We start from the raw sequence: 23716 nt of genomic DNA on the forward strand, positions 1-23716 counted from the left end.
GCACACTGCGGCTTGACTCGGGGGCGGCAGACGGTCTCATTGCTCAGATTAGAACCATAATGCTTTGTTCCCGGGACGAGCCGGGACGAGGGCACCTGCGGCCCTGACGCCGACGCATGGAGTTCCGAACCTTGGCGAACACATCAGCCGCCGCTGCCGCGGTCTCTGGTCATGAGGGCAGCCGCCGTGACTTTCTGTTCCTGGCGACGGGCGCCGGGTTGGCGGTCGGGGCGGGAGCCGTCGTCTGGCCGCTGATCTCCTCCATGGCGCCCGACGCCGACACGATTGCCGCCGGCGCGCCGATCGAGGTCGACCTGACACCGATCCAGGACGGCCAGATCATCAACGTCTTCTGGCGCGGCAAGCTGATCTTCGTGCGCAAGCTGACCGCCAAGGAAGTGACCGACATGAAGGCGGTCCCGCTCTCGGCCATGATCGACCCGGCCGCCTTCCCGACGCGGGTCAAGAGCGGCCACGACCAGTGGCTGGTGGTCTACGGCAACTGCACGCATCTCGGCTGCGTGCCGATCGGCCACCAGGGCAATTTCGAGGGCTGGGCCTGCCCGTGCCACGGCTCGCAATTCGACGCGGTGGGTCGCGTGCGCCACGGACCGGCGCCCATCAACCTGCCGATCCCGCCCTACGCCTTCCAGACCGATACCAAGATCCGGATCGGCGAAGGCGGCAAGGAAGCGGCCTGAGGAGGACGGAAGCATGAGCGGAACAGCCAGCACCTACGTCCCGAAGAGCCGCGTGGCCAAATGGTTCGAGGCGCGCCTGCCCATCGCCGGGCTGGTGCACTCGTCCTTCATCGCCTACCCGGTTCCGCGGAACCTCAACTACTTCTGGACCTTCGGGGCGATCCTCGCCGCCTTCCTGGGAATCCAGATCGTCACCGGCATCTGGCTGGCGATGCACTACGAGCCCTCGGCGGCAGGTGCCTTCACCTCCGTCGAGAAGATCATGCGCGACGTGAACTACGGCTGGCTCCTGCGCTACGCGCACGCCAACGGTGCCTCGATGTTCTTCGTGGCCGTCTACGTGCACATGTTCCGCGCCCTCTATTACGGGTCGTACAAGGCGCCGCGCGAGGTGCTCTACATCCTCGGCGTCGTCATCTACCTCTTGATGATGGCGACCGCCTTCCTCGGCTACACGCTGCCGTGGGGCCAGATGAGCTTCTGGGGCGCGACCGTCATCACCAACATCCTGGCGGCGATCCCGGTGGTCGGCGACACGATTCAGACCCTGCTGTGGGGCGGCTACTCGGTGGGCAACCCGACCGTGAACCGCTTCTTCTCGCTGCACTACCTGCTGCCGTGGATGATTGCCGGCGTGGTCGTGCTGCACGTCTGGGCCTTGCACGTCACCGGGCAGAACAACCCGGCCGGCATCCCGATCAAGTCGGGCAAGGACGCGGTGCCGTTCACGCCCTACGCGACGGTCAAGGACGTGTTCGCGACCTGCGTGTTCATGATCCTGTTCGCGTGGTTCCTGTTCTACCAGCCGAACTATCTCGGCCACGCCGACAACTACATCCAGGCGAACCCGGCGGTGACGCCCGCGCACATCGTGCCGGAATGGTACTTCCTGCCGTTCTACGCGATCCTGCGCGCGGTCCCGAGCAAGCTCGGCGGCGTCATCCTGATGTTCTCGGCGGTGATCATCCTGGCGTTCGCGCCGTGGCTCGACACGTCGCGGATCCGGTCGTGCAACTACCGGCCGATCTACCGCCAGTTCTTCTGGGTGTTCATCGGCGCGACCCTGCTCCTCGGCTGGCTCGGCTCGCAGCCCCCGGAGGGCGGCTACGTGCTCGCCGCCCAGGTCTGCACCGCCTACTACTTCGCGCACTTCCTGATCGTCATGCCGCTCTGCGGCCTGTTCGAGACGCCGAAGAAGTTGCCGGGCTCGATCCTCGAGAGCGTGACCGGACCGGGCAAGCAGGTGACCGGATCCGGCATGCCGGCGGGCGCCGCCGCCGCTCCGACCACCAAAGGCTGACGGGCTGACGACAGGACCATGATGATGACCCGCGTCCTCTCGACGACCGCCGCGGCCGCCCTGGCGGCCCTGCTGATCGGCGCCGTGCCGGTCTCCGCCCAGGAAGGGCATGGCGGGCCGATCCCGGCCCGCGTGAACTGGAGCTTCGCCGGCGTGTTCGGCCGCTTCGACACCGCGCAGCTGCAGCGCGGATTCCAGGTCTACAAGGAGGTCTGCTCCGCCTGCCACTCGATGAAGCTGGTCTCCTTCCGCAACCTCGCGCAGGAGGGCGGGCCGCACTTCTCGGCCGGGCAGGTCAAGGCGCTGGCCGCGACCTACCAGGTGAAGGACGGGCCGAACGACGCCGGCGACATGTTCGAGCGGCCGGGCCGCCCGGCCGACACCTTCCCGCCGCCCTTCCCGAACGATCAGGCTGCGGCCGCGGCCAACGGCGGCAAGGCCCCGCCGGACTTCTCGGTCATCGCCAAGGCGCGGACCTTCTCCCGCGGCTCGCTCTACTTCCTGACCGACTGGCTGCCGCTCGTCGGCTACTCGGAACAGGGGCCGGACTACATCCACGCCCTGATCAACGGCTACCAGGATCCGCCGAAGGACTTCGCGCTGCCGGAGGGCGGCCACTACAACAAGTACTATCCGGGCCACATCATCGCGATGCCGCCGCCGATCACCGACGGGCAGGTCTCCTACCCGAAGAACGATCAGGGCCAGCCGGTCGTGCCCGAGACGCTGGACCAGTACGGCAAGGATGTCTCGGCCTTCCTGATGTGGGCGGCCGAGCCGCACATGATGGACCGCAAGGCCCTGGGCTTCCGGGTGATCCTGTTCCTGATCGTGCTGTCGGGTCTGCTCTACTACGTGAAGAAGAAGATCTGGGCGGATGTCGGTGGCGAGGTGCACGGCCTCCAGCCGGAGCTGCACAAGACCTACTGAGGCGGGCCGGATCGGTTCGCAGTTCGGATGGGCCTCCCTAGCGGAGGCCCATCTTTTTTTCGGCCGGCGCTCCATGCTACCGCTCGCCCGCCGCGACGGTCCGCCTCCCGAGACTGCCCGCCCCCTGCACCACCTCATCCTGAGGTGACCGCGTCAGCGGGCCTCGCAGGAAGGCTTCAGGGATCAGAGCGGCGTCCGGAGGTCTCCGTCGAGGCCTACGCATGGGTCCGGCACCCGAGGACGAGGTGCCGGGTGGGATAGGCCGCGCTGCCAAGTCGTCGCGCGTTGAGGGAGTCCGGCATGAGCGCAGCGGTACTGGGTGTCATGGGTGGGTCCGGCGTCTACGACCTGCCGGGTCTCGAGGACGTGCGCGAGGAGCGCGTGGCGTCGCCCTGGGGCGAGCCCTCGGACGCCCTGCGGATCGGGCGCATCGGCGACACCAAGGTCGTGTTCCTGGCGCGCCACGGGCGGGGGCACCGGCTCTCGCCGTCGGGCATCAACTACCGCGCCAATATCGACGCCCTGAAACGGGCCGGGGTCACCGACCTCGTCGCCCTCTCGGCCTGCGGCTCCTTCCGCGAGGACCTGCCGCCGGGCCTCTTCGTGCTCGTCGACCAGTTCGTCGACCGCACCCACGGCCGGGCCTCGTCGTTCTTCGGCGACGGCTGCGTCGCCCACGTCTCCCTCGCCCATCCGGTGGGCCCCGGCCTGCAGGCGCGGATCGCCCAGGCCGCGAAGGCCGAGGACATCGCGGTCCATCGCGGCGGCACGTACGTGTGCATGGAGGGGCCGCAATTCTCGTCGCTGGCCGAATCCCGCGCCTACAAGGCCCAGGGCTTCGACGTGATCGGCATGACCAACATGCCCGAGGCCAAGCTCGCCCGCGAGGCGGAGATCACCTACGCGACCATCGCGATGGTGACCGACTACGATTGCTGGCACCCGGGCCACGATGCCGTCGACGTCGCCGCGGTGATCGCCGTCGCCCGGGCCAACGCCGACAAGGCGGCGCGGCTCGTCGCCCGTCTCGCTCGCGATTTCCCGGGCGAGCGGGAGCCGTGCCCGGCGGGTTCGCACCGGGCCCTGGACGGCGCGATCATGACGGCGCCCGCCGTCCGGGATCCGGCGCTGCTCGCCAAGCTCGACGCCGTGGCGAGGCGGGTTCTCAACGGCTAGCCGGCCGGCCTTTCCATTCGGCGACGACTCCCTCTAGAAGGCGCGGGCGGCCCGGGCCGCCCCCGACGCGAAGTCCAGACCGAAATGCGCAGCGCCTCCATCAGCCGGAAGACCGCGGAGACCGATATCGCGGTCACCGTCAATCTCGACGGGACCGGGCGGTCGAAGATCGCCACCGGCATCGGCTTCCTCGACCACATGCTGGATCTGCTGGCGCGGCACGCCCTGTTCGACCTGGACGTGAAGGTCGACGGCGACCTGCACATCGACCAGCACCACTCGGCCGAGGATTGCGGCATCGCCCTGGGGCAGGCCTTTGCCAAGGCGCTCGGCGACAAGCGCGGGGTCACGCGCTACGCCGACATCCACCTGCCGATGGACGAGGCGCTGACCCGGGTCTGCGTCGACATCTCCGGCCGGCCCTTCCTGGTGTTCCGCACGACGTTCCGCGTGGAGAAGATCGGACAGTTCGACACCGAGCTGGTGCGCGAGTGGTTCCAGGCCTTCGCGATGAATGCCGGCCTGACGCTCCACGTGGAGACCCTCTACGGCGACAACGCCCACCACATCGCGGAGAGCTGCTACAAGGGGCTGGCCCGCGCCTTGCGGAAGGCCGTGGCGATCGATCCGCGGGAGGAGGGGCGCGTTCCCTCAACCAAGGGCTCTCTGTAGACCCGTTGTCGTCGGGCGCCCGGATCGGCCACACGGCCGTCGCGGCGCGCGCTGTCGGAGTTTCGCGATGCGGATGCGCAGCTACACGCTCCACCTGCCGGCCGATGCGCGGCCCGGCGAGACGGTCGGGCTCGACCGGGCTCTCCTGGTACGCGACGGCTTCTCCTGGCCGGCCTTCGCCTTCTCGGTGCTGTGGTTCCTGTTCCACCGCCTCTGGCTCGCCGCCCTGCTCGTCCTCGTCGGCCTCGTGGCGCTGGCCGCTGCCGGCATCGCCCTCGGGCTCCCGGCCGGTGCCGGCCTGATCGTCACCCTGCTGGCCGCCTGGCTGATCGGCCTCGAGGCTTCCAGCCTGCGCCGCTGGACCCTGGCGCGGCGCGGCTGGCCGGCGCGCGACGCGGTGGTCGCCGCGACGCCCGAGGAGGCCGAGGCCCGGGCGCTGAACCGCTGGATCGAGGCGATCCCGAGCGCCCCCCGGGCCCCGTTCCCGAGCGGCCCCAGCCGGCGGGCCGAGCCGGTGATCGGGCTGTTCCCCGCCCAGGAAGGCGCCCGGTGAGTTCCCGGGCGAGACGCGCATGACCACCGAGACCGTCGCGATCATCGATTACGGGTCGGGCAACCTCCACTCCGCCGCCAAGGCCTTCGAGCGCGCCGCCCGCGAGAGCGGGCGCGACGCGCGGATCTGCCTGACCTCGGACCCGGAGGTGGTGGCCGCGGCCGACCGCGTCGTGCTGCCCGGCGTCGGCGCCTTCGCGGATTGCCGCCGCGGGCTCGATTCCGTCCCCGGCATGGTCGAGGCGATGACGCGGGTCGCCCACGGGGCGGGCCGCCCGTTCCTCGGCATCTGCGTGGGGATGCAGCTCCTGGCGAGCCGCGGGCTCGAGTACACGACCACGCCTGGGCTCGGCTGGATTCCCGGCGACGTCGGTCCGATCCGGCCGTCGGATCCGGCCCTCAAGGTCCCCCATATGGGCTGGAATACCCTGCGGACCGAGCGCGACCACCCGCTGCTCGCCGGCATTCCCACCGGCGAGGACGGGCTGCACGCCTACTTCGTGCACAGCTACGCGCTGCAGGCGGCGCGCCCGGACGACGTCGTCGCGCGCGCCGAGTACGGCGGCCCGGTCACCGCCCTCGTCGCCCGCGGCAACGTCGCCGGCACGCAGTTCCACCCCGAGAAGAGCCAGCGGCTGGGCCTCGCGCTCATCGCCAACTTCCTGAACTGGCGCCCGTGAGCGCCGTTCGGCCCAGGCAAGAAGGACGGAAGCGCCCGTGATCCTGTACCCGGCGATCGACCTGAAAGAGGGGCGTTGCGTTCGCCTCATCCAGGGGGACATGGCGCAGGCCAAGGTCTTCGGCGACGATCCGGCCGCGCAGGCCGCGATCTTCGAGGCGCAGGGCTTCTCCTGGCTCCACGTCGTCGATCTCGACGGCGCCTTCGCGGGCGCCCCGCGGAACGCCGAGGCCGTCGACGCGATCCTCGCGCGGGTCACGATCCCGGTCCAGCTCGGCGGCGGGATCCGCGAGATGAAGACCCTGGAGGGATGGCTGAGCAAGGGCGTTGCCCGCGCGATCATCGGCACCGCGGCGGTGCGCGATCCCGGCTTCGTGCGGGAGGCGGCCCGCAAGTATCCCGGGAAGATCGCGGTCGGGATCGACGCCAAGGACGGCCGCGTCGCCGTCGAGGGCTGGGCCCAGACCTCCAGCATGACCGCGGAGGAGCTGGGGCGCCGATTCGAGGACGCGGGCGTCGCGGCGATCATCTACACCGACATCGCTCGCGACGGGATCCTGAAGGGCCTCAACGTCGAGATGACCCTGGCGCTCGCCCAGGCCGTCCGCATCCCGGTGATCGCCTCGGGCGGCCTCGCCTCGATCGACGACGTCCACCGGCTGCTGCAGCCCGACTGCGCCCTGATCGCGGGCGCGATCACCGGCCGGGCGCTCTACGACGGCCGCATCGATCCGGAGGCGGCCCTGGCGGCGATCGCTGCGGCGCGCGGCCCGACGGCGTGATATCCAGAGGCTCGCGACATGAGACTCCGCCCGTGCTGAAGACCCGCATCATTCCCTGCCTCGACGTGAAGGACGGGCGCGTCGTGAAGGGCGTGCGCTTCGAGGGCCTGCGCGACGCCGGCGACCCCGTCGAGGCCGCCAAGGTCTACGACGCGGCCGGCGCAGACGAGCTGTGCTTCCTCGACATCACCGCGAGCCGCGAGGCCCGCGGCACCCTGCTCGACATCGTCAGCCGGACCGCCGAGGCCTGCTTCATGCCGCTGACCGTCGGCGGCGGCGTGCGCACCGTCGAGGACGTGCGCGCGCTGCTGCTCGCCGGCGCCGACAAGGTCGCGATCAACACCGCCGCGGTGAAGGATCCCGACCTCGTGGCCCGGGCCGCCGAGAAGTTCGGCGCGCAGTGCATCGTGGTGGCGATCGACGCCAAGCGCGTGTCGTCCCCCGGCGCGCCGGCCGCCTGGGAGATCTTCACCCATGGCGGCCGCGACCCGACCGGGATCGACGCCGTGGCCTTCGCGCGGCTGGTGGCTGAGAAGGGCGCCGGCGAGCTGCTCGTCACCTCCATGGACAAGGACGGGACGCGCTCCGGCTACGATCTCGCCCTGACGCGGGCGATCAGCGATGCCGTCACCGTGCCGGTGATCGCCTCGGGCGGCGTCGGCGGCCTCGACGACCTCGTGGCCGGCGTGGCCGAGGGCGGCGCCAGCGCCGTCCTGGCGGCCTCCATCTTCCATTTCGGGCAGGCGAGCGTCGCCGAGGCGAAGGCGCACATGGCGGCGGCCGGCCTCGCCATGCGCCTCGACGGCCCGGCCTCTTCCGCGAGGGCGCCCCAGTGAGCAGCTACCTTCTGGCGAACGCCGACCTCCTCGATCCCGAGACCGGTCGCCAGACCGCCGGCGCGGTGCTGGTGAGGGACGGCCGCATCGCCGACATCGCCGCCGGCGCGGCGCCGGGCGCTCCGGCCGACGCGAAGCGCGTCGACTGCGCCGGTCGCGTGCTGACCCCCGGGCTGATCGACATGCGCGCCTTCGTGGGCGAGCCGGGGGCCGAGCACCGCGAGACCCTGGCCTCGGCGAGTGCCGCGGCGGCCGCGGGCGGCGTTACGACGCTCGTCTGCATGCCCGACACCAATCCGGTGATCGACGAGCCGGCCATCGTCGACTTCGTGCTCCGCCGCGCCCGCGACACGGCGAGCGTCAACGTCCTGCCGGCGGCCGCCATCACCAAGGGCTTGGCCGGCCGGGAGATGACCGAGTTCGGCCTGCTCAAGGAGGCCGGCGCGGTCGCGTTCACCGACGGGCTCAGGGCCGTGGCGAATGCCCAGGTTCTGCGCCGCGCCCTGACCTACGCCCGGGATTTCGACGCGCTGATCGTGCAGCACGTGGAGGAATCCGCCCTCGTCGCCGAGGGCGTCATGAACGAGGGCGAGCTCGCCTCGCGCCTCGGGCTCATGGGCATCCCCCGCGAGGCCGAGACCGTGATGCTGGAGCGCGACATCCGCCTCGTGCGGCTGACCGGCGCCCGCTACCACGCTGCGATGATCTCCTGCGCCGATTCGGTGGAGATCGTCCGCCGCGCCAAGCAGGACGGCCTGCCGGTGACCTGCGGCGTCTCGGTGAACAACCTCGTCCTCAATGAGAACGACATCGGCCATTACCGCACCTTCTGCCGGCTCTCGCCGCCCCTGCGCCACGAGACCGACCGTCAGGCGGTGGTGCGCGCCCTCGACGAGGGCGTGATCGACGTGATCGTGTCCGACCACAACCCGCAGGACGTGGAGACCAAGCGCCTGCCCTTCGCCGAGGCGGCGGACGGGGCGCTGGGCATCGAGACGCTGTTCGGCGCCGCCATGCGCCTCGTCCACACCGGCGACCTCGCGCTGCCCAAGCTCGTCGCCGCGCTCACCGTGAATCCGGCGCGCATCCTCGGCCGCGAGGCCGGCCGGCTGGCGGTCGGCGCCCCCGCCGACCTCGTGCTGATCGATCCCGATCTCCCCTACGTCCTCGACAAGCGCCGGCTGAAGTCGCGCTCCAAGAACTCCCCCTTCGACGAGGCGCGCCTCCAGGGCGCGGCGGTGCTGACGCTGGTCGGTGGCCGGATCGTCCACGCGGTCGACGACCTCGCGGCCGCCGCATGATGCCCCCCGATCTCGCGACCCCGGCCGCCCTCGGCGGCCTCGCCCTCGGCTACGCCCTGGGCTCGATCCCGTTCGGGCTGATCCTCACGAAGTTCGCCGGCCTCGGCGACGTGCGGGCGATCGGCTCCGGCAATATCGGCGCCACCAACGTGCTCCGCACCGGCCGCAAGGGCCTCGCCGCGGCGACGCTCCTGGGCGACGCCCTCAAGGGCACGGCGGCCGTCCTCATCGCCCGGCAGTTGGGCGAGGGCCCGGCGCTCGCGGCCGGGCTCGGCGCCTTCCTCGGCCACCTCTTCCCGGTCTGGCTGGGCTTCAAGGGCGGCAAGGGCGTCGCGACCTTTATCGGGGTGCTCCTCGCCTTCAGCCCGCCCGCCCTCGCGGCGTTCGCGGCGATCTGGCTCGGTCTCGCCTTCGCGCTCAAGTACTCGTCACTGGCGGCGCTCACCGCCTCGGCGGCCACACCCCTCGTCCTCTGGGCGCTGGATGCCCCGACGCAGGCGTTGCTGTTCCTGCTCCTCGGCCTGCTGCTATGGTGGAAGCACGCGCCCAACATCCGCCGACTCGCGTCCGGCACCGAGGGGCGCATCGGCCAGAAGGGCTGAGTGCCGGCGCGCCGCGCCGACCTTCGGGCAGGTGTGGGGGTGGTGGATGCAGCTCACCGAGGCCCAGCGGCTCGACTGGCTGCGGCTGATCCGGACCGAGGGCGTCGGCCCCCGCACCTTCCGGAGGCTCGTGAACCGTTTCGGCGGCGCGGCCGCCGCCCTCGACGCCCTGCCGGAGCTCACCGGCCGCCAGGGACGGCGGATCGTGCCACCCACCCGCGCTGAGGCCGAGGCCGAGCTGGCGGCCCTGACCCGCCTCGGCGGCCGGCTGATCGCCACCGGCGAGGCGGAATACCCGCGGCTCCTGACACAGGTCGACGCGGCGCCTCCGCTTCTGGCCTTGCGCGGCGCACCGATCCTCAACCGGCCGGCCGCCGCCCTCGTCGGCTCGCGGAACGCATCGTCGGCGGGGCTCGCCTTCACGAAGCGGCTCGCCCGCGGGCTCGGCGAGGCAGGCCTCACGGTGGTCTCGGGCCTCGCCCGCGGGATCGACGCGCGCGCCCACAGGGCGAGCCTCCGGACCGGCACGATCGCCGTCATGGCCGGCGGCCAGGACCGGATCTACCCGGCGAGCCACGCGACCCTGGTCGAGGCCATCCTGGCGGAGGGCGGCGCGGTCCTCGCGGAGATGCCGATGGGCTGGGAGTCCCGGGGGCGGGACTTCCCGAGGCGCAACCGGATCATCTCTGGGCTTTCCTACGGGACGGTGGTGGTGGAGGCCGCCCGCCGCTCCGGCTCGCTGATCACGGTGCGCTACGCCCTGGAGCAGAACCGGGAGGTCTTCGCGGTTCCCGGCTCGCCGCTCGACCCGCGCGCCGAGGGCACCAACGACCTGATCCGCCAGGGCGCCACCCTGGTCTCCGAGGTGGACCACGTGCTGGAGTTGCTGGGACCGATCATCGAGCGCGGCCCGGACGCCGAGGCGGCCCCGGCGCGCGGGCGGCCGGACCTGGCCGAGCAGCCGGATTTCTGGGACGAGATCGCGCTCGACGCGGCTCTCGACCCGGGACCGGAGCGAGCCGACGGCGCGTCCGCCGACAATCCCGCGCGCGACGAGCCGCCCGAGGCCGAGGACGACCGGGCGCGGATCGTGGCCCTGCTCGGCCCGAGCCCGGTCGGCACCGATGAGCTGGCGCGGAGCGCCGGGGTCGGTGCCCGGACCGTGCAGAGCGTGCTGCTGGAACTGGAGCTCGACGGACGGATCGAGCGCCACGGCAGCGGCACCGTCTCGCTGGTCAGCCGCTGAGGGAGTCCTCTTCGGGATCGTCGTCCGCATCGGCGTCCGCGAGGTTGCGCATGACGTCGAGGCAGCCCTGAAGGATGTAGGCGGCGGCGAGCTTGTCCACGAGTTCGCCGCGCCGCGCCCGCGAGGCGTCGGCCTCGATCAGCGCGCGGGTGACCACGGCGGTCGAGAGGCGTTCGTCGAAGAAGACGTGGGGCAGGGGGAGGATCGGCGCGAGGTTGCGCATGAAGGCGCGGGTCGACTGCACCCGCGGCCCTTCGCTCCCGTCCATGTTGAGCGGCAGCCCGACGACGAGGCCGCCGACCGCGTGCTGCCGGCACAGGGCGGCGAGCCGCTGCGCGTCGGGGGTGAACTTCACCCGGCGGATCGTCTCCAGCGGCGTCGCGATCTGGCGGCCGAGATCCGACAGGGCGAGGCCGATCGTCTTGGTGCCGAGATCGATGCCGATCAGGCGGGCGCCGCCGCGAGACTCGGCGGCGAAGGCGCGGATCGCGTCGAAGTTCATGGTTCCGCCCGCGCGGCGCGCGCCAGAATGGCCTCGGTGACGCCCTCGAACCGGGCGGGGAGGGGCTCCGAGCCCGGTCCCAGGACCAGGGCCGCGGACGGCGCCGTGACCCGGGAGAAGAAGTCGGCGAGGCTCTCGCCGCCGAACCGCACCGTCTCCAGGTCAGGCGCCAGCAGCCAGACGTCGTACTCGCCGTCGGTCCCGGTGACGTCCCAGAACAGGAAGCTGCCGTCCTCGCCCGCGCCGAAGAAGCAGGCGCGCTCGACGACGCCGGCGTCGCCGCCCTCGACGTCGAAGCGGTGCGGCTCCGCCCCGTCCTCCAGCATGGCGACCGCGGCGCCGACGCTGTGGGCGATGAGGGCCGCTTGGCTCACCAGATCGCAGGCCTCGAACGGTGCCGGCACGGCGACGCGGAACTGCCCGCCCGCGAGGCCGACGCCGCAGGTCCGGCAAAAGCCGCGGTAGGAGGCCGGCAGGGCGAAGCCCAGCGCCTCCGCCGCACGGTCGAGGGCCGCCTCGTCCGGCACGAAGCCCGGCGCGAGCTCCTCGAAGACCGTCTCCCACATCGCTCCCGCTCCACCGTCCACAGACTTCGGTCCCTCCGCAGATCGCCCCCGGTGCGCGCGGAGCCGTTCGCGTCTAGGTAGGTTAATGTTCCGTTAAACCACGCTGTAGGGGTCCGCCTTGTCGACGAACGGCCAGCTCTCCTCTTCCGCTCCGTCCGGCCGCCGGCGGGCGATGCCGCGCAAGCACCGCTGGATGCTGCTCCTCGCCTTCGAGGTGCTGGTCGCGGGCTTCACCCAAGCCATGATCCAGCCGGTCCGGCAACCGGGAATCACCATCGAGATGTCGGTGACGCCCCACCACGTCGTGACCTGATCCACCCGTCGCACGCCCGCGCCGAGCGCGCGGTCAGGCGGGTCCCGCGCGGCCGGCCGCCCTGCGGGCGGCGCGGCATAGCCCACCCGCGTTGCGGTGCGTCGAGCGCCGATGCTATAGCGCGACCGACTTCGGGAGAGCGCTCCCGGGCAGGGACGAACGGGACGGCATGTCGGTCGACGAGAAGACGGTTCGGCGCATCGCGCATCTGGCGCGGATCGCGGTCACCGACGACGAAGTCGGGCCCCTGCAGGGCGAGCTGAACGCCATCCTGTCCTTCGTCGAGCAGCTCGGCACGGTCGACGTCGCGGGCGTCGAGCCGATGACCTCGGTGACGCCGATGGCGATGAAGAAGCGCGAGGACGTCGTCACGGAGGGCGGCCGCGCCGCCGACGTCGTCGCCAACGCACCCGAGACCGAGGACAATTACTTCCTGGTCCCGAAGGTGGTCGAGTAGGCCGAGGACGGCCCGGACCTTGCGGACCGGATTTCTGGCGGGCAGGCGCGCGGCGGCGCGCGCGGGGACGTGAACAGCGTGGATCCGAACGAACTTACCCTGGCCGAAGCGCGCGACGCCCTGAAGGCGAAGCGGATCTCGGCCCGCGAGCTGACCCAGGCCCATCTGGACGCCATGGCCAAGGCCCGCGTCCTGAACGCGTATATCCGGGAGACCCCGGACCGCGCCCTGGCGATGGCCGAAGCCTCGGACCAGAAGATCGCGTCCGGCGAGGCGCGGCCGCTCGAGGGCATCCCCCTCGGCATCAAGGACCTGTTCTGCACGCACGGCGTGACGACTACGGCGGGCTCCAAGATCCTCGAGACCTTCGAGCCGCACTACGAATCGGCCGTGTCGGCCAATCTGTGGCGCGACGGCGCCGTGATGCTCGGCAAGCTGAACCTCGACGAGTTCGCCATGGGCTCGTCGAACGAGACCAGCGCCTACGGCAACGTGGTCTCGCCCTGGCGGCGCGCCGGATCGGACGCGCCGATCGTGCCCGGTGGCTCGTCGGGCGGCTCCGCCGCGGCGGTCGCCGCGCGCCTCTGCCTCGGCGCCACCGCGACCGATACCGGCGGCTCCATCCGGCAGCCCGCCGCCTTCACCGGCACAGTCGGGATCAAGCCGACCTACGGGCGCTGCTCGCGCTGGGGGACGGTGGCCTTCGCCTCCTCCCTCGACCAGGCTGGCCCGATCGCCCGGACGGTGCGCGATTGCGCCATCCTGCTCGGCTCCATGGCGGGCGCCGACGCCCGGGACACGACCTGCGCCGACCTCGCGGTGCCCGATTTCGAGGCCGCCGTGTCGCGCGGCGTGAAGGGCCTGACCATCGGCATCCCGAAGGAGTACCGGGTCGACGGGATGCCCGCGGAGATCCAGAAGCTCTGGGACGAGGGCGCGGCGTGGCTCAAGGCCGCCGGCGCGACGATCCGGGAGATCTCGCTGCCGCACACCGCCTACGCGCTGCCGGCCTACTACATCGTGGCCCCGGCCGAGGCCTCCTCGAACCTCGCCCGCTACGACGGCGTCCGCTACGGCCTGCGCGTGCCCGGCAAGGACATCGCCGGGATGTACGAGAACACCCGCGCCGCCGGCTTCGGCCGCGAGGTGAAGCGCCGGATCATGATCGGCACCTACGTGCTCTCGGCCGGATACTACGACGCCTACTACGTCCGCGCGCAGAAGATCCGCACGCTGATCAAGCGCGACTTCGAGGCCGCCTACGCGGCCGGGGTCGACGCGATCCTGACGCCGGCGACGCCGTCGGCCGCCTTCGGCATCGGCGAGAAGGCCTCGGCCGACCCGGTGGAGATGTACCTCAACGACGTGTTCACCGTGACGGTGAACATGGCCGGGCTGCCGGGCATCGCGGTGCCGGCGGGGCTCGACGGCCAGGGCCTCCCGCTGGGCCTCCAGCTCATCGGCCGGCCCTTCGACGAGGAGACGCTGTTCGCGGTCGCGCAGGTGATCGAGGACGCGGCCGGTCGCACCGTCCTGCCCGAGCCGTGGTGGTCATGACCGTCCCGTACTATCCCTGGACGGTCTGGATCTGGGCCGCATTCGATCCGGCGCTGATCGTGGTGGCGGTCTATCTCGGCTGGACCGCCAGTCAGTTCGGCAAGGTCTTCATCGCGGCGATCGCGGCGCTCGGCTTCTCGGTGCTGTTCTCCTACGCGGTCAGCGCGGCCGGCATCCCGTGGCCGGCGCCGATCACCCGCGACGGCCCGACCTTCTTCCCGGTCCGCGCCGTCGCGGCCCTGCTCTGGGCCGTCGTGGGTTACGGCACCCGGCAGGCGGTCGGACGCCGCGCTTGACCCTGCGGGCAGGGGCCTCCTAGAAAATCACTCGCTCGACGCATGCGGCGCCTCCGCCGTCTCTGCGAGCGCAGCGAAGCGATCCGGCGGCGCAACGCCTGGAAGCCTCGCGCTTCCCTGGATCGCTTCGCTGCGCTCGCGACGACGGCGACGCCTCGAACGCCAGCCGCCTTTCGGACCGACCATGAACGCACCCGTCGACCCCAAGAAGCTGATCAAGGGCGGCCTCCACGACTGGGAGGTGATCGTCGGCATGGAGATCCACGCCCAGGTGTCCAGCCGGGCGAAGCTGTTTTCCGGCGCCTCGACGGAGTTCGGGGCCGAGCCGAACGACCACGTGTCGCTGGTCGACGCCGCGATGCCCGGGATGCTGCCGGTGATCAACGCCGAGTGCGTGGCCCAGGCGGTGCGCACCGGCCTCGGCCTGAAGGCCAAGATCAACCTGCGCTCCGTGTTTGACCGGAAGAACTACTTCTATCCGGACCTGCCGCAGGGCTACCAGATCTCGCAGTACAAGGACCCGATCGTTGGCGAGGGCGAGGTCCTGGTGGATCTGGCCGACGGCGCCTCGATCACCGTGGGCATCGAGCGCCTGCACCTCGAGCAGGATGCGGGCAAGTCGCTGCACGACCAGGATCCGACCCGAAGCTTCGTCGACCTCAACCGGTCGGGCGTGGCGCTGATGGAGATCGTCTCCCGGCCCGACCTGCGCTCCTCCGAGGAGGCGAAGGCCTACGTGACCAAGCTGCGCACGATCCTGCGCTATCTCGGCACCTGCGACGGCGACATGGAGAAGGGCTCGCTCCGCGCCGACGTGAACGTCTCGGTGCGCCGCCCCGGCGAGCCGCTCGGCACGCGCTGCGAGATCAAGAACGTCAACTCGATCCGCTTCATCGGGCAGGCGATCGAGACCGAGGCGCGGCGCCAGATCGCCATCCTCGAGGACGGCGGCAAGATCGACCAGGAGACGCGCCTGTTCGACCCGACCAAGGGCGAGACGCGCTCGATGCGCTCGAAGGAAGAGGCGCACGATTACCGCTACTTCCCCGATCCGGACCTGCTGCCGCTGGAATTCGACCAGGCCTACGTCGACGCCCTGGCCGAGGGGCTGCCCGAGCTGCCGGACGCCAAGAAGGCGCGGTTCGTCTCGGCGTTCGGCCTCTCGCCCTACGATGCCGGCGTGCTGGTCGCCGAGCGCGCCTCCGCGGACTACTACGAGGCGGTGGCGAAGGGCCGGGACGGCAAGGCCGCGGCCAACTGGGTGATCAACGAGCTGTTCGGGCGCCTCAACAAGGAGGGGCTGCCCATCGACGCGACCCCGGTCTCGGCGGACCAGCTCGGCGCGATCATCGACCTGATCGGCGAGGGCGTCATCTCCGGCAAGATCGCCAAGGACCTGTTCGAGATCGTCTGGACCGAGGGCGGCGACCCGCGCGCCGTCGTCGAGAGCCGCGGCATGAAGCAGGTGACCGACACGGGCGCCATCGAGGCGGCTGTGGACCAGATCATCGCGGCGAATCCCGACAAGGTCGCCCAGGCGAAAGAGAAGCCGACCCTGCTCGGCTGGTTCGTCGGCCAGACCATGAAGGCCACCGGCGGCAAGGCGAACCCCGCGGCGGTGAACGCGCTGCTCAAGGCGAAGCTCGGGATCGAGTGAGCCGCCCGCGGCGAGCGGCCGGTCCGCGCCCGGCCTCAGGATGAGTGCCGGGATCGGATGGCCGTCGCTTCGACGTCGCCGGCCAGTCCCATGCTCGCCAAAGCCACGACGAGATCCCGCCGCGGCGATGCCGGGCAGGTGGGCCACGAACAGATCCTCGAAGAAAAACCGCGGCGGAACGGCTCGAAGTGGGGCCTTTCGCGCATTCGAAGGCGTGCCATGCGTGGCCGCTTCTGCGCCCCTGGAGCCGCGTCCGTCCGGCTGTTCGTGTTGTGCCGCTGGGTCTCGGGCCGAACCTGTCCCTGAACCGTCTAGGCGGCATTCCGCTGCGGTGGAGTCATCCCTGTCTCCTCCAGCTTCCGACGACCGACACCGCTGCGAAACCTGATCGCGTCAAGATTTCGTGCCGGTCCGTGCCCGCTCTCGCTAAGCACAGATGGAGACTGCGCCCGTCCTCCAAGTCGGTCAATAGCTATTTTCTCGGCAAAAGGCTTTTTCGATCCACTTGCCCCCGCCGCCGCACCGCAGCGCGTGCGAGCTCAATCACTTGGATCGATCCCGTGGCGCTGCGAAATATTGATTGGCCCGCAAGCTACTTGCCGGCGCCCATATTGTTCTCGACCAGAAAGCGGATGCCGCGGTCGAAGGACTCGTCCGTGTCGCCGCGCAGGTCCACGCTGTAGGCCTTCTCGGGCGCGTCGCCGGTGAGGGACTTCACGTAGACGTTGAGGTTGAGGATCAGGTTCGAGACCTTCTGCACCTCGCCGGTGATCGCGACATCCGCGCCGAGCTTGCGGGCGAAGTCATCCGCGCAGCCATTGCAGCGGCGCAGGTCGGCACTTCTGGTGACCTCGTCCCGCACCGGCTCGGTCGAGACCACGACGAACAGGCCCTTCTTCTGGAGAGGTCGCGCAGTTCGGCGCTGACCCGCTTCAGCCGCGCGGTGTCGGCGGCGTCACCCGGCACCGGCGATAGGTTCGAGAACTGGAAATCGAATACCGCGGCCCGCGGGGGCGCGGCCGCGGCCGGTCCCGCGGTCAGCAGGACGGTGGCGAGTGCGAGCAGTCGGTTCATCGTGATCTCCGGCGCGGATGCGTGTCCGGGAAACCGCGCCCCCGCCAACCGGATCGCGTCCGCGCCGCGATTCAGCGCCGGTCAGCCTCCCGGGTGGGGCTGGCCGCCGGCTTTGCCAGGCCGGAGACGCGGTCGCGCAGGTCCATGAACCAGCTCGGTGCCGGGCCGCGGCCGCCGTGGACGAACACCGTCGCGGTCATGCCGGCGATGAGCGGGACGCCCGCCGGGACGTGGTTGATGCGGATGCGGACCGGCACCCGCTGGGCGAGGCGCACCCAGGTGTAGACGGGGTTGACGTCCGGCAGCCCCTGCGTGCTGGCGGCGGCGTTCGCCGTGGAGATGCCGAGCGTGATGCTGTGGACCGTGCCGGTCAGGTGCGAATCGAAGCCCATCAGCTTCACGTCGGCGGGGTCGCCGACGCGGATGTTGGACATCTTGGTCTCCTCGAAATAGCCGTCGATCCAGAAGGAGTCTGTGTCGACCACGTTGATGTTCGAGGTGCCGGTCCGGGCATAGTCGCCGACCCGCATCAGCAGGTTGGTCACCCGTCCGTTGACGGTCGACCTCACCTGGGTGCGCTCCAGATTCACCTTGGCCTGCCGCAGCTGCGCCTGCGCGCTCTCCAGCGACGCCTCGGCGATCTTCGCGGCGCCTGCGAATCGCTGCTTCTCCTCGATCGAGGTCGACACGGTCGAGAGCGCTTGGCGCCGGGCCGACTCGGCGTTCTTCACCTGCAGATCGGCCTCGCGATTCTTGACCTCGGCATCCGCCGAGGTGACGGCGACCTCGAAATCGACCGGGTCGATGACGTAGAGGACGTCGCCCTTGCGGACGTTCTGGTTGTCCTGGACCCGGACCTCGACGATCTGACCCGCGACCTGCGGGGCGATGTTGGCGACCTGGACCCGGACCGTGCCGTCGCGCGTCCAGGGCGCCGCCACGTAGAATTCCCACACGAAGGCTCCCGCCAGGATCGCCGCGAGCAGGATCACGCCGGTGGCCGCGAGGCGGAACACCTTGGCGGCCCGGCCCCGGCGCGGCACTGCGGGCAGGGGGTCGCTCCGCCCGGGCGCGCCGTCGCGGGCGGCGGACTTCGGATCGTCCTCGTCGGCGGTCGTGTCGGGCATCAGATGAACGCGATCAGGAGGGCGAGGACACAGACGTAGAGGCCGGCTTCGGCGAGCGGGGCGTTGGCGACGTAGCGGCTGAAGCGGATGCGGGCGAAGACGAGGCGAAGGACGACCAGGATCACGAACGCGGCGAGCGCGTAAGCGACGAAGGCCGTGACCAGCACCCCGCCGACATGGATGTCCTCGTGCATGGTTACCCCGGAAGAAGCGGCAATCAGAATAGCGCGATCTCGAGGCGTTGGAGGAATCGCCTGTGGCGGGCGATGGTCCGCGACGCGGTGACGAGGTCGCTGGCGGCACGGGCCGTCGTGAGCCGCACCGCCCGGTCCTGGCTGGAGGCGGCGCGGATCAGGTCGCGCGCCGCCATCTCGAGCCCGCGATCGTCGCCCGCCGCGAGGGCGTCCCGCGCCCGCGGGATCGCGCCGCGCAGGGCTCCGACCGACCAGAGGCGGCGCAGTTCCGCGTGGGCCCGGGCGGCGGCGGCCTCCAGGCGGGCGAGGGCGAAGGCGTGGTGCAGGTTCGCTTGCCGCACCGCCGCGCTCCCCGAGCTGTAGGCGGCGAACTGGAACAGTCGGTCGGCATTCAGGCTCGTGCGGGTGGTGGCGTCGCCGCCCTGGCCGACGAGGGCGTCGGCGAGCGCCCGCCGCGCCGAACCGAGGGCGAAGACCCGCTGCTGGGCCGGCGAGATCGGCAGGATGAGGCGGACGATGATCGACAGGATCACGGCCGCCACGACGACGAGGAACGCGTTCAGCAGGAAGCTCAGGGCGTCGTAGGTCTGCGGGTTCGAGGGCCCCAGCAGGACGGGGAAGAACACGATCAGGATGAAGCCGACCCCGAAGGTCTTCGGGTTCAGCGAGAGGAAGCAGCCCAGGAAGATCACCGGCGCCATCACGAGCGCCAGCATCGGGAAGCCCTGGACACCGTTGAGGAGCGCGAACCGGGCGATGCCCGCCAGGGCGGCGGCCAGCGTCATGCCGACGACGACGCCGTTCGCGAACTTCTTCGGGTCCGGCGTCATCGACGACAGGGCCGCGGTGGCGGCCACCTGGACCAGTGCGAACGAGGCCTGGGGCAGGCCGAGCGCCGCGAAGGTGGCGGCGGTGACCGCGAAACTCAGGGCCACCCGCAGGGCGCCGCGGAGGGCGACCGGGAAGTCGCGGTGCGTCGGCAGTTCGGCGTCGCGCAGAGGCCTGTGGCCGTCGGCGACGGCGCGGATGCCGTCCTGCGCGAAGGTCGCGGCGCAGACGAAGTCGAGGGCGCGCTGGAGCACAACGACCTCATCGAGGGGACGGGTCCCGTCGCGGATAGCCGCGTCGACCAAGTCGCGCAGGCGCTCGTCGTCTCGGTCGAGGGCGTCGGGATCGGGCGCGTCGGCCACCCGCCGGCAGATCGCCATCGCCTCCGCGACGGCCGGGCTCGGATCGCGCAGGGACGCGGCCGCGGCCCCGAGGCCGCGGATCGACGCCGCCATCACGTAGAGCGCGGCGATGCAGCTGCGCGCGCCGGCCGCGCGGTACCGGCCGTCGTCCAGCTCGCCCGCGATGGCGCTGGCATCGGCCCGCATCGGCGCGATGGCGCGGATCAGCGCGGCGGTGCGCGGGGCGCCGAGATCCCCCGACGCCAGAGTCTCGCGGGCGTAGCCGCGCGTCTGGTCCCAGGCCGCGCGCAGCTGCGGCAGCAGCGCCCGCCACGTGCTCGGCGAGGCGAGGGCGTCGTTGATGAAGGTGATCACGACGATGCCGAGCACGATCGCGGCGACGCGGGACACGGCGGCGTCGAAGGTCCCCTGCGGATCGTCGATCTGGCCGAGCGCGATGATCGCCACAGTGTAGCCGGACAGCATCGCGCCGTAGGCCCGCGTGTCCTGCAGAAACTGGGCGACGAAGACGCAGAGGCCGAGCCAGACGGTGAAGCTGAGGAGCAGCAGCACCCGGTCCTGGCCGAAGAGCGCCATGAAGACGAGCGCCACCGCCGCGCCGACGAGCGTGCCGAGCAGGCGGTAGACCGCCTTCGAGATCGCCTGCCCCCGCTTGGGCTGGGCGAGGATCGCCACGCAGGTGGCGGCGGACGAGGCGCTGTCGAGCTGGAGCCAGAATGCGGCGGCCAGCGCCAGCATCATGGCGATCCAGATCCGCAGCGCGAAGGCCCAGGCGGCCGGTTTCGGCACCCAGGCATCGAGGAACGCCAGGATGCGGTCGCCGAGCGGTTCGGGGCGGCGATCTGCGACGGAGCCGGCGGGGGCCTCAGCCATGCCGGACCCCGCGCGGCGCGCTGTCCACCGCCCGACCGGACGGAGAAGAGTCCGTCATCGCCTCGTGCCTCCTGCCAACCCGCCGCGGATGTTCGAACGAACGGAACGCCCCGCGGTTCTAGCCGATCAGGCCTTGTCGCCACCTTTCAGGCGCTTGTTGCACTTGCTCCAGTACTGCGGCCATTTCGGTCCCTGCGCCGCCTTCTGCGCGTCGGTCAGGGCGCGCCACTCGGTGCCGCAGGTCTTCTGGCGATCGCGGGCGGCGGACTGGCCCGCGCTCGGCGCCCTGGCGGCCGGCGCCTCGGCGGCGGGCGGCGCCTTCGTGGGTGCTTCCTTGGCGGGTGATTCCTTGGCAGGTAGCTCCTTGGCGAGAGCCGGGCAGGCGGCGAGCAGCGGCGCGGACAGGACCGCGATCCTGACGAGACGATCGATCATCGGATGTTCCCCCTCGGGCGCCGTTCCGGCGCCCGAGCCGCAATCTCGCCGCTCTCCCGCGGCGCCGGCAAGCCCGGCCGCGCCGCCGCCGCCAGCCCCGGCGCAGCTTCGCCGTGCGACCGCGTCTACGGGCGCGGTGCCCTTGAGCGCGGCCGGGAAATCGTCTTCACTGCCGGGGCAATTCGGAAACGGCGGAGGACCACCGCGCCGCCGACGATCGGGTCCAGGAGCAGGCAGAGCATGGCAGCGGTGTCCGGGCGGCCGATCGACGTCCACACATGGAGTACGCCGAACGGCTGGAAGATCCCGATCATGCTGGAGGAGTGCGGGCTCCCCTATCGGATCGTTCCGGTGGACATCGCAAAGAACGAGCAATTCGCGCCCGACTTCCTTGCGATTTCGCCCAACAACAAGATCCCGGCCATCGTCGATCCGGACGGTCCGGGCGGACAGCCGATCTCGGTCTTCGAATCAGGCGCGATCCTGCAGTATCTCGGCCGGAAGACCGGGCAGTTCTACCCGACCGACGAGCGCGCCCGCGTGGCGGTCGACGAGTGGCTGTTCTGGCAGGTGGCGGGCTTCGGGCCGATGCTCGGGCAGACACACCACTTCAAGATCTACGCGCCCGAGAAGCTGCCTTACGCGATCGACCGGTTCACCGCCGAGGCCAAGCGCCTCTACGGTGTGCTGGAGCGGCGCCTCGAGGGGCGCGCCTTCCTGGCCGAGGACTACTCCGTCGCCGACATCGCGACGTTCACTTGGGCGAAGCTCAACTTCAAGCAGGGTGTCGACATCGACACCCTCCCGAACGTCGCCCGGTGGCTCGAGAGCATCCTGGCGAGGCCGGCAGTGCAGCGCGGCCTCGCGGCGATCTGACGAAGCTCAGTTCTTATTGGCGGCCTGCTGGTTCACGTCCGGCACGCGGGTCCAGGTCTGCGACCCGCACAGGATCTTGAGCATGCAGCCCGACACGTTGAGCTCGGCCTCGCTCTCCCGCTCAAGGCTGACCGTGTAGATCTTGCCTTCCTCGATATTGTAGAGCTCGCCGGTAAATTTCGCGTCGTCCGGCTTCAGACCTTCGATCAGCTGGAGACCGATCACCGGACGGGCGCGCTTCTTCGGGTCGGGATTCTTGAGGTCGGTGCGCGGGGCGCCGTTGTCGAAGGTCGGCGTCTTGAGCCAGACGACCTTGCCGCAGACCAGCTTCTGGCCGGGGCCGCAGCGGTCGATCCGGATCTTGGCGCGGCCGTCGCCGGTGAGCCAGGTGCCGGACGGGTCCTTGCCCGTGTCGGCGGAGGCGGCGGTGAGGCCGGCGAGAAGCAGGCTGGCGCTGAGAGCGAGTCGCATGGTTCGTCTCCGGGATTGGGGCGCCGCGGGCGCCCGAGGGGTGGACGAAGTCGGTTGGTGCGCGACTGAGCCGCCGCAATCGGGCGATTTTTCGGCGGTGTTGCGGCAGAGCCACGGCCGCGCTTGCCCCGCCAGGGCGCGCCGTGCAGCTTGAGGCACCGGGGGGCGCCCGCTATAAGCCCGGCGCCGAAGCGAAATTCTCGCTGCCGCGGCGTGTCCGGATTGCCGGCGCGCCGCAGATCTTTTCCACAGACAGACCGGACGCACCATGGCCACCGAGCGCACCTTCTCGATCCTGAAGCCCGACGCGACGCGGCGGAACCTGACCGGCGCGGTCAATGCCGTCATCGAGGAGGCCGGCCTGCGCATCGTCGGCCAGCGCCGCATCCGCATGACCAAGGAGCAAGCCGAGAAGTTCTACGAGGTGCACAAGGAGCGCCCGTTCTTCGGCGAGCTCGTGACCTTCATGACCTCCGGCCCGGTCGTGGTCCAGGTCCTCGAGGGCGAGAACGCCGTCGCCAAGTACCGTGAGGTGATGGGTGCCACGAACCCGGCCCAAGCCGCCGAGGGCACGATCCGCAAGAGGTTCGCCGAGTCCGTCGGCGAGAACACCGTCCACGGCTCCGACAGCGCCGAGAACGCCAAGCTCGAGATCGCGCAGTTCTTCAAGGATTCCGACATCGCCGCCTGAGGCGAGGCGACGCGCGGTGGCGGGTTGGGCACACCGATCCGCCATTCGCGCGCCCCGTACCCGGCGGCGCCGGGAATGCCGCCCTGTGTGACCGGGTCGTCCTTGACGGGACGGAGCCCGGGAGCGTCCAACGGCCGAGCTTAGCCAATCTCAGCCCCCGGACGACCCCGACCATGACGATGCGCCGCCTGCCCCTGCTGATCGCGACCGGCCTGTTCGCCCTCGGCGCGACCGCCGCCCTCGCGGGCGGATCCTCGGCCCCGTTCCAGCAGTACGAGCCGGACCCCGCTCTCAAGACCGCCAGCAAGACCAACCTCGAGGGCCGCGTGCGCCACGCCTGCACGGTCGTCCAGGCCCGCATGACCAGCGCCAGCGAGGCCTCCCTGGAGCGCCCCTGCGGCTGCTACGCGCGGCAGACGCTGCGCAGCCTCGACGCCTCCGAGATCGAGGCCTACCGGACCACCGGCTACTTCAACGACACCGCCCGCGCCAAGGCGCTCTCGGCCCTGGACAGCTGCAAGCTCCAGCGCCCGGTCTGAGCGCCCAGCGCTTCGAAGGCCTCCGGGTTCGCGCACCGTCTTCGTCGGCGGAGCAGCCCCGGGGGCGGAACATGGCGAGCGTGGCGCGGCCGGATCGCGGCGCCCCGCTCGCGCGGACGGA

The 23716-nt window shown here is 71.0% G+C and carries 27 protein-coding genes and 1 pseudogene; 20 read left to right on the forward strand and 8 right to left on the reverse strand.

Annotated features, from left to right (window positions below):
* Positions 1-116: 116 nt before the first annotated feature.
* The 12 genes from petA (at position 117) to dprA (ending at position 10777) form a co-directional block, all read left to right on the forward strand.
* On the forward strand, positions 117-701 hold the full coding sequence (gene petA / locus BM419_RS02160; RefSeq protein ID WP_165923088.1) for a ubiquinol-cytochrome c reductase iron-sulfur subunit: 585 nt from the start codon (positions 117-119) through the stop codon (positions 699-701).
* Positions 702-714: 13 nt separating this feature from the next.
* Complete coding sequence (locus BM419_RS02165) at positions 715-2001, forward strand: cytochrome b (protein ID WP_091924694.1); 1287 nt, start codon at positions 715-717, stop codon at positions 1999-2001.
* 18 nt (positions 2002-2019) lie between these two features.
* The gene (locus BM419_RS02170; RefSeq protein WP_056521259.1) at positions 2020-2931 is read left to right on the forward strand and encodes a cytochrome c1; all 912 of its coding nucleotides are present in this window, start codon (positions 2020-2022) and stop codon (positions 2929-2931) included.
* A gap of 300 nt (positions 2932-3231) precedes the next feature.
* On the forward strand, positions 3232-4107 hold the full coding sequence (locus BM419_RS02175) for an S-methyl-5'-thioadenosine phosphorylase (protein WP_091924697.1): 876 nt from the start codon (positions 3232-3234) through the stop codon (positions 4105-4107).
* A gap of 84 nt (positions 4108-4191) precedes the next feature.
* A complete protein-coding gene (gene hisB, locus BM419_RS02180) occupies positions 4192-4779 on the forward strand; it encodes an imidazoleglycerol-phosphate dehydratase HisB (RefSeq protein WP_020091778.1) in 588 nt (195 codons plus the stop codon).
* A gap of 67 nt (positions 4780-4846) precedes the next feature.
* Complete coding sequence (locus BM419_RS02185) at positions 4847-5332, forward strand: DUF2628 domain-containing protein (protein WP_091924700.1); 486 nt, start codon at positions 4847-4849, stop codon at positions 5330-5332.
* Between the two features lie 19 nt (positions 5333-5351).
* Positions 5352-6011, forward strand: a complete 660-nt coding sequence (gene hisH, locus BM419_RS02190) for an imidazole glycerol phosphate synthase subunit HisH (protein WP_091924703.1) — start codon at positions 5352-5354, stop codon at positions 6009-6011.
* Positions 6012-6048: 37 nt separating this feature from the next.
* Positions 6049-6792, forward strand: a complete 744-nt coding sequence (hisA, locus tag BM419_RS02195; protein ID WP_020091781.1) for a 1-(5-phosphoribosyl)-5-[(5-phosphoribosylamino)methylideneamino]imidazole-4-carboxamide isomerase — start codon at positions 6049-6051, stop codon at positions 6790-6792.
* A gap of 32 nt (positions 6793-6824) precedes the next feature.
* On the forward strand, positions 6825-7628 hold the full coding sequence (gene hisF / locus BM419_RS02200; protein ID WP_091924706.1) for an imidazole glycerol phosphate synthase subunit HisF: 804 nt from the start codon (positions 6825-6827) through the stop codon (positions 7626-7628).
* Positions 7625-8929 carry a dihydroorotase gene (locus BM419_RS02205; protein ID WP_091924709.1) on the forward strand — a complete coding sequence of 435 codons (1305 nt, stop codon included), beginning with the start codon at positions 7625-7627 and terminating at the stop codon, positions 8927-8929. Before hisF ends, BM419_RS02205 begins: the two co-directional genes overlap by 4 nt.
* Entirely contained in the window at positions 8929-9531 is a 603-nt protein-coding gene (plsY, locus tag BM419_RS02210; protein WP_244540690.1) for a glycerol-3-phosphate 1-O-acyltransferase PlsY, read from the forward strand. Before BM419_RS02205 ends, plsY begins: the two co-directional genes overlap by 1 nt.
* A 46-nt stretch (positions 9532-9577) precedes the next feature.
* Entirely contained in the window at positions 9578-10777 is a 1200-nt protein-coding gene (gene dprA / locus BM419_RS02215) for a DNA-processing protein DprA (protein ID WP_091924715.1), read from the forward strand.
* Here dprA and ruvX read toward each other — a convergent pair.
* Positions 10767-11279, reverse strand: coding sequence for a Holliday junction resolvase RuvX (ruvX, locus tag BM419_RS02220; RefSeq protein ID WP_020091786.1), 513 nt, complete (start codon positions 11277-11279; stop codon positions 10767-10769). The two genes, dprA and ruvX, sit on opposite strands and share 11 nt — an antisense overlap.
* A complete protein-coding gene (locus BM419_RS02225; RefSeq protein WP_091924717.1) occupies positions 11276-11845 on the reverse strand; it encodes an SMI1/KNR4 family protein in 570 nt (189 codons plus the stop codon). The genes ruvX and BM419_RS02225 overlap by 4 nt, the downstream gene beginning before the upstream one ends.
* 172 nt (positions 11846-12017) lie before the next feature.
* Between BM419_RS02225 and BM419_RS31615 the strand changes: the two genes are divergently transcribed.
* The 5 genes from BM419_RS31615 to gatB all read left to right on the forward strand — a co-directional run bounded on the left by BM419_RS31615 (position 12018) and on the right by gatB (position 16125).
* Complete coding sequence (locus BM419_RS31615) at positions 12018-12158, forward strand: hypothetical protein (protein WP_012317484.1); 141 nt, start codon at positions 12018-12020, stop codon at positions 12156-12158.
* A 169-nt stretch (positions 12159-12327) separates the two neighbouring features.
* On the forward strand, positions 12328-12615 hold the full coding sequence (gene gatC / locus BM419_RS02230) for an Asp-tRNA(Asn)/Glu-tRNA(Gln) amidotransferase subunit GatC (protein ID WP_020091789.1): 288 nt from the start codon (positions 12328-12330) through the stop codon (positions 12613-12615).
* A gap of 78 nt (positions 12616-12693) precedes the next feature.
* Entirely contained in the window at positions 12694-14172 is a 1479-nt protein-coding gene (gene gatA, locus BM419_RS02235; protein WP_020091790.1) for an Asp-tRNA(Asn)/Glu-tRNA(Gln) amidotransferase subunit GatA, read from the forward strand.
* On the forward strand, positions 14169-14468 hold the full coding sequence (locus BM419_RS02240) for a hypothetical protein (protein ID WP_091924720.1): 300 nt from the start codon (positions 14169-14171) through the stop codon (positions 14466-14468). The genes gatA and BM419_RS02240 overlap by 4 nt, the downstream gene beginning before the upstream one ends.
* Positions 14469-14652: 184 nt before the next feature.
* Positions 14653-16125 carry an Asp-tRNA(Asn)/Glu-tRNA(Gln) amidotransferase subunit GatB gene (gene gatB, locus BM419_RS02245; protein ID WP_091924723.1) on the forward strand — a complete coding sequence of 491 codons (1473 nt, stop codon included), beginning with the start codon at positions 14653-14655 and terminating at the stop codon, positions 16123-16125.
* Positions 16126-16717: 592 nt separating this feature from the next.
* Here gatB and BM419_RS02250 read toward each other — a convergent pair.
* The 5 genes and pseudogenes from BM419_RS02250 to BM419_RS02270 all read right to left on the reverse strand — a co-directional run bounded on the left by BM419_RS02250 (position 16718) and on the right by BM419_RS02270 (position 21018).
* A pseudogene (locus BM419_RS02250) lies at positions 16718-17199 on the reverse strand (DUF3280 domain-containing protein).
* 71 nt (positions 17200-17270) lie between these two features.
* Positions 17271-18326, reverse strand: a complete 1056-nt coding sequence (locus tag BM419_RS02255) for an efflux RND transporter periplasmic adaptor subunit (protein ID WP_091924726.1) — start codon at positions 18324-18326, stop codon at positions 17271-17273.
* Positions 18326-18520, reverse strand: a complete 195-nt coding sequence (locus BM419_RS02260) for a DUF1656 domain-containing protein (protein WP_020091795.1) — start codon at positions 18518-18520, stop codon at positions 18326-18328. The genes BM419_RS02255 and BM419_RS02260 overlap by 1 nt, the downstream gene beginning before the upstream one ends.
* A gap of 23 nt (positions 18521-18543) precedes the next feature.
* The gene (locus tag BM419_RS02265) at positions 18544-20583 is read right to left on the reverse strand and encodes an FUSC family protein (RefSeq protein WP_091924729.1); all 2040 of its coding nucleotides are present in this window, start codon (positions 20581-20583) and stop codon (positions 18544-18546) included.
* A gap of 126 nt (positions 20584-20709) precedes the next feature.
* Positions 20710-21018: a hypothetical protein gene (locus BM419_RS02270; protein ID WP_091924733.1), complete on the reverse strand. Its 309-nt coding sequence runs from the start codon at positions 21016-21018 to the stop codon at positions 20710-20712.
* Positions 21019-21258: 240 nt separating this feature from the next.
* Here BM419_RS02270 and BM419_RS02275 point away from each other — a divergent pair, with 240 nt between their 5' ends.
* On the forward strand, positions 21259-21894 hold the full coding sequence (locus BM419_RS02275; RefSeq protein WP_056521224.1) for a glutathione S-transferase N-terminal domain-containing protein: 636 nt from the start codon (positions 21259-21261) through the stop codon (positions 21892-21894).
* Positions 21895-21900: 6 nt separating this feature from the next.
* On the opposite strand, the gene BM419_RS02280 is transcribed toward BM419_RS02275, so the two are convergent.
* Positions 21901-22365: a DUF2147 domain-containing protein gene (locus BM419_RS02280; RefSeq protein WP_020091800.1), complete on the reverse strand. Its 465-nt coding sequence runs from the start codon at positions 22363-22365 to the stop codon at positions 21901-21903.
* A gap of 268 nt (positions 22366-22633) precedes the next feature.
* On the opposite strand from BM419_RS02280, the gene ndk reads away from it, so the two are divergent.
* Together ndk and BM419_RS02290 are read left to right on the forward strand one after the other, a co-directional pair.
* A complete protein-coding gene (gene ndk, locus BM419_RS02285) occupies positions 22634-23056 on the forward strand; it encodes a nucleoside-diphosphate kinase (protein ID WP_091924736.1) in 423 nt (140 codons plus the stop codon).
* Positions 23057-23229: 173 nt separating this feature from the next.
* Complete coding sequence (locus BM419_RS02290) at positions 23230-23595, forward strand: hypothetical protein (RefSeq protein ID WP_020091801.1); 366 nt, start codon at positions 23230-23232, stop codon at positions 23593-23595.
* The last annotated feature ends 121 nt before the right edge of the window (positions 23596-23716 follow it).

Source organism: Methylobacterium sp. yr668 (assembly GCF_900116245.1).
GTDB lineage: Bacteria > Pseudomonadota > Alphaproteobacteria > Rhizobiales > Beijerinckiaceae > Methylobacterium.